Below are 7,134 nucleotides of genomic sequence, written 5' to 3'. Positions count from 1 at the left end.
GCACGCCGCCAGCGTTCGTCCTGAGCCAGGATCAAACTCTCCAACAATGTCAAATTTGATCGAGGCAAATTTACTTGCTCTCAAAGGAACCTCAAACGAGGTTCAAATACATAAGCTCTACTGGCTTAGTTCACTAGCACACTGTTGAGTTCTCAAGCAACACGCTTTGTTTCAAAGCGATATTCACAAGCTTTTGGTCGAGCATGCCGAATCCTACGGTCTTAGTCGTAGGGGGTCGGCGGCCGCTCGTGGGCCGACGCTGAACATTACCTGGTCCGGTTCGCGGTGTCAACCCGCTCGGCCCTGGTTCCTTGCCTCGGGGCTTTCGGCCCCGGCGGCCCGGTGTTCCTGGCGACGAAGAGAAGATTACATGCCCCGGAACCCCCTGAAAACAGGGGGGTCACTTAAGGACATCGCCGCAGGTCAGCCGGTGCGAAGCCCCCTCATCCGACGGTCTTCAGGTAGCGAGGCGGTTTGCGGGCGGGGGCGACGCGTTCGAAGTCGGCCGCGTAGGCGAGCACTCGGGCGTCGGTCCACCGCCCCGCCATGAACGAGACTCCGACCGGGAGTTCGCCGACGAAGCCGGCGGGCACGGTCACCGCCGGGTACCCCGCGACCGCGGCGGGGGTCGACGACGGGATCACGTCGTTGTCACCGGTCTTGCAGTCGGTCTTCCAGGCGGGCGGGTTCGTGGGCGCGGCGATCGCGTCGAGGCGGTACTTCGCGAGGGTCTCGTCGATCGAGCGCTTCGCCAGGTCGGTCAACTCGCGTCGCATGGCCAGGTAGGCGGGGTCGGACGGGCCGGGTGCGGCGAGCGCCTGTTCGAAGAGCTCTTGACCGGCGAAACAGGTCTGCTCGAGTGGGTCCGCGCGGTTGTAGGCGATGAGCGCGGCGAGATCGCGTGGTCCCTCCGGGCGCGTGGCCAGGTAGCGGTCGATGTCCCGGTGGAACTCGGTGAGCAGCGCCGGGAACTCCAGCTCACCGAGTCGTGCCTGGTACGGCGGGGTCACCTCGACGACCTCGGCACCGGCTTTGACCAGTTCTTTTCGAGTTCGCGTCATCACAGCCTCGACGTCCGGGCCGAGTACCGGCAGGCGCCAGAGGCCGATCCGGGAGCCCTTCAGCACGCCGGGCCGCAGGTGCGCGGCGTAGTCGGTCGGTTGGTTCGGCGGGTACGCGCCGGTGGCCGGGTCGCTCGGGTCGCGGCCCTGCAGCGCGGACAGGGTCAGCGCGACGTCGACGACGTGCCTGGCCATCGGGCCGGCGGTGTCCTGTTCGGCGGAGATCGGCACCACGCCGGTGCGGCTGACCAGGCCGAGGCTCGGTTTGTGCCCCACAGTCGAGGTCATCCCGGCGGGACAGACGATCGAGCCGTCCGTCTCGCTGCCGATCGCGGCCTGGGCGAGCGACGCGGCGACACCCGCGGCGGATCCGGCGGATGACCCACAAGGATTGCGATCGAGCACGTACGGGTTGTTCGTCTGCCCACCGACACCGGACCACCCGGAAGTGGGTTTGGCGGCGCGGAAGTTCGCCCATTCGGACAAGTTCGCCTTGCCGAGTACCACCGCGCCCGCGTCACGCAGACGGCTGACCAGTGTCGCGTCCTTCGCGGGCTTGCTCCGCAGCGCGCGCGAGCCCGCGGTCGTCTGCATCGAGCGGGTGTCGACGTTGTCCTTCACCAGGACAGGGATGCCGTCCAACGGGCCCCGGGTTTTGCCCGCGCGACGCCGGGCGTCGCTCTCCGCGGCTTGCGCGATCGCGGCCGGATTGACCGCGATGACCGCGTTCACCTTCCGGTCGACCTTGCGGATGCGATCGAGGTATGCCGAGGTCAGGCCGACCGCGGTCAGCCGTCCGGCGGACATCCGCGCCTGGAGCGCGGGGATGTCGGCGGCGTCGAGATCGAGTGCTCCGCCGGTGGCGGATGCCGCGGGTGCGGCACTCGCCGCGATGGTCACGGCGACCAATGTCGTCAGGATTCCGAACACCGGTCGCCGCACCATCAGGTCTCCCTCGTCTAGAGAACCGGAAGCAGGGTCCGCAGCTCGTACGGGGTCACCGCGCTGCGGTAGTTATCCCATTCAACACGTTTGTTACGCAGGAAGAAGTCGTAAACGTGCTCTCCGAGCGCTTCGGGCAGAAGTTCCGATTTCTCCATTTCGGCCAGCGCCTCCCCGAGGTTCTGCGGGAGCTGGGCATACCCGGCCGCGCGACGTTCGGCGTCGGACAGCTGCCAGATGTTGTCCTCGGCGGGAGGCGGCAGCTCGTAGCCCTTCTCGATGCCCTTGAGGCCGGCGGCCAGGATGACCGAGTAAGCCAGATAGGGGTTACAAGCGGAGTCGAGTGTGCGGATCTCGACGCGTCGTGACGACGCCTTGCCCGGCGAGTACATCGGCACCCTGACCAGCGCGGACCGGTTGGCCCGGCCCCACGAAACGGTCGTCGGGGCCTCACTGCCGCTGATCAGCCGTTTGTAGGAGTTCACCCACTGGTTCGTGACCGCCGAGATCTCCTTCGCGTGGTGCAGCAGCCCCGCCACGAAGGCTTTACCTGTCGCGGACAACTCGTAGGGGTCTTCGGCGTCGTAGAAAGCGTTGCGATCACCCTCGAACAGGCTGACGTGGGTGTGCATTCCCGAGCCCGGCTGATTGGTGAACGGCTTCGGCATGAAGGTCGCCCGGACACCCTGGGTGAGCGCGACCTCCTTGACGACGTAACGGAAGGTCATCACGTTGTCGGCCATGGTCAGCGCGTCGGCGTACCTGAGGTCGATCTCCTGCTGGCCGGGCGCGCCCTCGTGATGGCTGAACTCGACCGAGATCCCCATCGCCTCGAGCGTCTCGATGGCGTGACGGCGGAAGTGCGTCGCGGTCGCGTGGCTGGCCTGGTCGAAGTACCCGCCGTTGTCCGCGGGCTCGGGCTCGCTGCCGTCGTCCGGCAGGCTCGCGAGCAGGAAGAACTCGATTTCAGGGTGGACGTAGCAGGTGAAACCCGCTTCGGCCGCCTTCGAGAGCTGCCTGCGCAGGACGTGCCGGGGGTCCGCCCAGGACGGGGAGCCGTCCGGCATCGCGATGTCGCAGAACATGCGCGCCGAGTACGGGCCGCCGTCCGGGGTCTCCCAGGGCAGCACCTGGAACGTGGCCGGGTCGGGCTTCGCGACCATGTCGGATTCGTAGACGCGCGCGAATCCTTCGATGGCCGATCCATCGAAGCCGATCCCCTCACTGAAGGCGCCCTCGAGCTCGGCGGGCGCTACGGCGACGGACTTGAGAAACCCCAGCACGTCGGTGAACCAGAGCCTGACGAAACGGATGTCGCGCTCTTCCAAGGTACGGAGCACGAACTCCTGCTGGCGATCCATGGCCGCACCCTAACGAGAACGTGTTAACGACATGTTTCGCGACGCGCCGTTCGACCGGAAGTGATGGATCACGCCACGAGGACCGGTTCGGGTTTCGCGGCCTTCGTGATCGCCAGCGAAGCGACCGAAGCGAGCACGGCGAGACCCGCGGCGATGTACCAAGCGAGCGCGTAGCTGCCGGAGGCGTCGCGGATCGCGCCCGCACCGAAGGCCGCGAGTCCGGCCCCAAGCTGGTGACTGGCGAAGACCCAGCCGAAGACGATCGGGCCGGCGGCCCCGAACTGGCGGACGCAGAGCGCGACCGTGGGTGGGACCGTCGCCACCCAGTCGAGGCCGTAGAAGACGATGAACGCCCACATGCTCGGTTCGACCGATCCGCTCAGCAGTTGCGGAAGCAGCGCGAGCGAGACACCGCGAAGGGCGTAGTAGACGCCGAGGAGGATCCGCGGATCGACCCGGTCTGTGAGCCACCCGGAGGCGATCGTGCCGGCGACGTCGAAGATCCCGACGAGGGCGAGCAGGCCGGCTGCGGTGGTCTGAGGCATGCCGTGGTCGTGCGCCGCGGGGACGAAGTGGGTGCTGACCAGGCCGTTCGTCGTGGCGCCGCAAATCGCGAAACCGGCCGCGAGCAACCAGAACGTCTTGGTGCGTGCTGCCGTGCCGAGGACGGAAAGCGCGCGGCGGGCAGAACCACCCGTACGGACTGGCGGGGCGACTTCGCCGGGTTCCGCGCCGTAGGCGGTCGTACCGACGTCGGACGGGTGATCGCGGACCACCAGCAGGACGACGGGGACGACGGCCAGGGCGGCGATGGCGATGACGAGCGAGGCCGTCCGCCAGCCCGCGTCGACGGCGAGGTTCGCCACGATCGGGAGAAAGATCAGCTGGCCGGTGGCGCCCGCCGCGGTGAGGACGCCGGTGACGACGCCGCGGCTGCGAACGAACCAGCGGGCGGCGACCGTCGCGGCGAAGCTCATCGCCATCGAGCCGGTGCCGACGCCGACCAGGACGCCCCAGCAGAGGATCAGTTGCCAGCTCGCGCTCATGAACACCGTGCCGCCCGCGCCGATCGCGACGACGAAGAGCGCCGTCGAAGCGACGCGTCGCATGCCGAAGCGCTCCATGAGAGCAGCCGCGAAAGGCGAGAAGAGGCCGTAGAGCACGAGGTTCACGGAGACGGCTGACGCGATCGTCGCGCGGGACCAGCCGAATTCGTTGTGGAGCGGGTCGATGAGCACGCCGGGGGCGGCACGGAAACCGGCGGCGGCGAGGAGGGCGATGAAAGCGGCTGCGGCGACGAACCACGCTCGGTGGAGTCGGGTCTCAGGTTGCACGGGTACAGCGTCATCGCCGGTGGCTTCCGGCGGAAGCGGCTGGAAGGACACTATGCGAAAGATTCGGGCCAAGGCCATAGGCTCTGGCCATGCGCTGCCGTCACCTTGTCCCGGCGCTGCTGCTCACGATCGGGCTCATCGGCGGCTGCGCGGGGTCACCCCCGTTGCCTCCTGCCCCGGAATTCGTGAGCGCGGCGGCCGACTCCCTCGCCTCTTTGCGCAGCGTGCGCTTCAAACTCGGGGTGAACGGCGTCGTCTCCGGGCTTCCGGTGCGCGGACTCGACGGCGAGATCAGCCTGGAGGGTGGCCAGGACGGAAGCGCGGTCGGTAACGCGGATCTGCAGGACGACTTCGAGCGGGTGAAGGTCAAGTACCGGCTGCACGGGTCGGAGATCACGCTCAGTGGTCCCGAGGTGGAGCGGACGATCGCGGCTTCGGCGCCCTACACGCCGCGGGCGATGCTCGGGGCCGAAGGCGGGCTGCGGCGGCTGCTGACCGGGGCGACCGATTTGCGGGGCGAGCGGTGGGAGCGGGTGCAGGACACCGACTCGCTCCGGATCGGGGCGAAGGTGCCTGCCGCGGTGATCGGCGGAATCGTGCCGGAGATCAAGGCGGACGTGTTCGTGAAGCTGTGGATTTCGAAGGACGAGCCGCGGCGGCTGGTGCGGGTTTGGGTGCAGGTGCCGCCGACGAAGCCGGAGGAGTTCGCGGTGATGCTGGAATTGGCGTTGACCAGGCATAACGCGGTGGTCGTCGGGGACGGGCGATAGCAAAGGTCCCTTGCTCTCCCGGCGGGCGAAAGGCCAGGTCAGCGGGTGTGGCGATAGCAAAGGTCCCTTGCTCCCCGCTAGCTGCAGCGGGTGTCGGGAGCGGGTAGTTCGCCGCCGATCAGGTACGCGAGGCCTGCCCCGTCGACGCACGCGTTGCCGTCGAGGAACACGGTGTGCTGCGCGCCCTCGAACGTGAGCAAAGCTCCCTTGAGGTCCCGGGCGAGGTTCACGCCGGACGCGTATGGGGTCGCCGGGTCGTCGGTGGTCGAGATGACCAACGGCCGCGGCAGGCCTTCGATGTCCGGCTTGTGGACCTCGGAGGTGGCTGGCGACGGCCAGACGGAACAGATGTCGAGTTCGCTCATGTCCGGAGTGCCGCCGTCGAGGAACGGCGCTCCCTGGAGCATCCGCTCGTGGGCGCCGTCGATGACGCGACGGTCGGTGATCCGCGTGCTGTCGACGCAACGGACCGCGAAATAGACGTCGAGGATCCCGGTGTACCGGCCGTCCGGCTCGCGGCCGTAGTAACTGTCGGCGAGCGCGACCAGGGTTTTGCCACTCCCCCGCTTCAGTTCGGCGAACCCGTCGTTGAGGAATTTCCACGCGTCCTGCGAGTACAGCGCGGCGCTGGTGCCCGTGATGGCGTCCTCGAACGAGAGCAGGCGATTCCCGGCCGGGACCGGTTTGGTGATCAGCGGTTTGACCAGATTTCGGAACGCCTTCGCCACGCCACCGGCGTCACGGCCGAGCGCGCAGTCCTCGCGGGCGGCGCACCACTTGCCGATCGCGGTGAACGTGTTCTGGAAACCTGCCATCTGCGTGACCAGTGATTCGGCGGTGTCGAGTTCGGGATCGACCGCGCCGTCGAGGAGCAACGCCCGCACGTTCTCCGGGTACGCCTCGGCATACGCGGTCCCGATCTGAGTGCCGTACGAAAAGCCCAGATAGGTGAGTTTCTCGTCGCCGAGGGCCGAGCGCAGGACGTCGAGATCCCGGACGACGTCCCTGGTCCCGATGTTGGCGAGCATCTCTTCGCCGTGCTTCGTGCGCTCAATGCACTTCGCCGCGTAGGCCCTGGCGTCGGCGAGTTGCTTCGCGATCCCACTGGGGGTCATGTCGCTTTCCGAATCTTCGGCCCGGTCCGCGTCGCGTTCGGTGCCGGTGAGGCAGACGAGCTTCGGATCGCTGGTCCCGACGCCGCGCGGGTCGAAGCCGACGATGTCGAACCGCGCGGCCAGGGGTGCCGCGGGACGGGACTTCGCGATGCGCGCCGCCGCTGAGACGCCCGAACCGCCGGGCCCACCCGGGTTGATCAAGAGCGAGCCGATCCGCTGTTCGGCCTTCTTGGTCTTGTGCCGGAGTACGCCGATCGCGATCGTCTCGCCGCCCGGCTTCAGATAGTCGAGTGGCACGGTGAGCTTCGCGCAGTCGAACGCCTTGTCTGGGAACGCCGTACATGGACCCCAGGCCAGCTTCTGCCCTGTGAACTTTTCGAGTGCCTTCGGATCCGGAGTCGGCGACGCCGAAGTCGTCGAGGCCGGCGGAGGTGCCGACGGCGCGGGCTGTGGCTGCTGCGTCGTGCACGACGCGACCAGCATGACGACGAGCACGGCCGGGACGCGGCGAAGGCTCATCTCGCGATCTTCGCAGCGTCCCGGCCCTTCAC

5 protein-coding genes are annotated in these 7,134 nt (G+C 67.8%); 1 reads left to right on the top strand and 4 read right to left on the bottom strand.

Annotated elements, in window-relative coordinates:
- Positions 1-443: 443 nt before the first annotated feature.
- The 3 genes from ACZ5ZX_RS27990 to ACZ5ZX_RS27980 form a co-directional block, all read right to left on the bottom strand.
- Positions 444-2,006 (bottom strand): amidase, encoded by a 1,563-nt coding sequence (locus ACZ5ZX_RS27990; protein ID WP_465504936.1) that lies wholly within the window; start codon positions 2,004-2,006, stop codon positions 444-446.
- Between the two features lie 14 nt (positions 2,007-2,020).
- Positions 2,021-3,364: a type I glutamate--ammonia ligase gene (glnA, locus tag ACZ5ZX_RS27985; RefSeq protein ID WP_005168007.1), complete on the bottom strand. Its 1,344-nt coding sequence runs from the start codon at positions 3,362-3,364 to the stop codon at positions 2,021-2,023.
- A 68-nt stretch (positions 3,365-3,432) separates the two neighbouring features.
- A complete protein-coding gene (locus tag ACZ5ZX_RS27980) occupies positions 3,433-4,698 on the bottom strand; it encodes an MFS transporter (RefSeq protein ID WP_465504935.1) in 1,266 nt (421 codons plus the stop codon).
- Between the two features lie 89 nt (positions 4,699-4,787).
- On the opposite strand from ACZ5ZX_RS27980, the gene ACZ5ZX_RS27975 reads away from it, so the two are divergent.
- Positions 4,788-5,468: an LppX_LprAFG lipoprotein gene (locus ACZ5ZX_RS27975; protein ID WP_465504934.1), complete on the top strand. Its 681-nt coding sequence runs from the start codon at positions 4,788-4,790 to the stop codon at positions 5,466-5,468.
- A gap of 77 nt (positions 5,469-5,545) precedes the next feature.
- On the opposite strand, the gene ACZ5ZX_RS27970 is transcribed toward ACZ5ZX_RS27975, so the two are convergent.
- On the bottom strand, positions 5,546-7,102 hold the full coding sequence (locus tag ACZ5ZX_RS27970) for an alpha/beta hydrolase (protein ID WP_465504933.1): 1,557 nt from the start codon (positions 7,100-7,102) through the stop codon (positions 5,546-5,548).
- Positions 7,103-7,134: the final 32 nt, after the last annotated feature.

The sequence above is a fragment of the Amycolatopsis sp. NPDC033938 genome, from assembly GCF_055575975.1.
Note: the sequence above shows the minus strand (reverse complement) of the source record. Positions and strands in the feature narration are given on the sequence as shown.

Bases quoted from the DNA above. Each gene is read 5' to 3' on its own strand.
- ACZ5ZX_RS27990 (WP_465504936.1), bottom strand. From the start codon at position 2,006: ATGGTGCGGCGACCGGTGTTCGGAATCCTGACGACATTGGTCGCCGTG.
- glnA (WP_005168007.1), bottom strand. From the start codon at position 3,364: ATGGATCGCCAGCAGGAGTTCGTGCTCCGTACCTTGGAAGAGCGCGAC.
- ACZ5ZX_RS27975 (WP_465504934.1), top strand. From the start codon at position 4,788: ATGCGCTGCCGTCACCTTGTCCCGGCGCTGCTGCTCACGATCGGGCTC.
- ACZ5ZX_RS27970 (WP_465504933.1), bottom strand. From the start codon at position 7,102: ATGAGCCTTCGCCGCGTCCCGGCCGTGCTCGTCGTCATGCTGGTCGCG.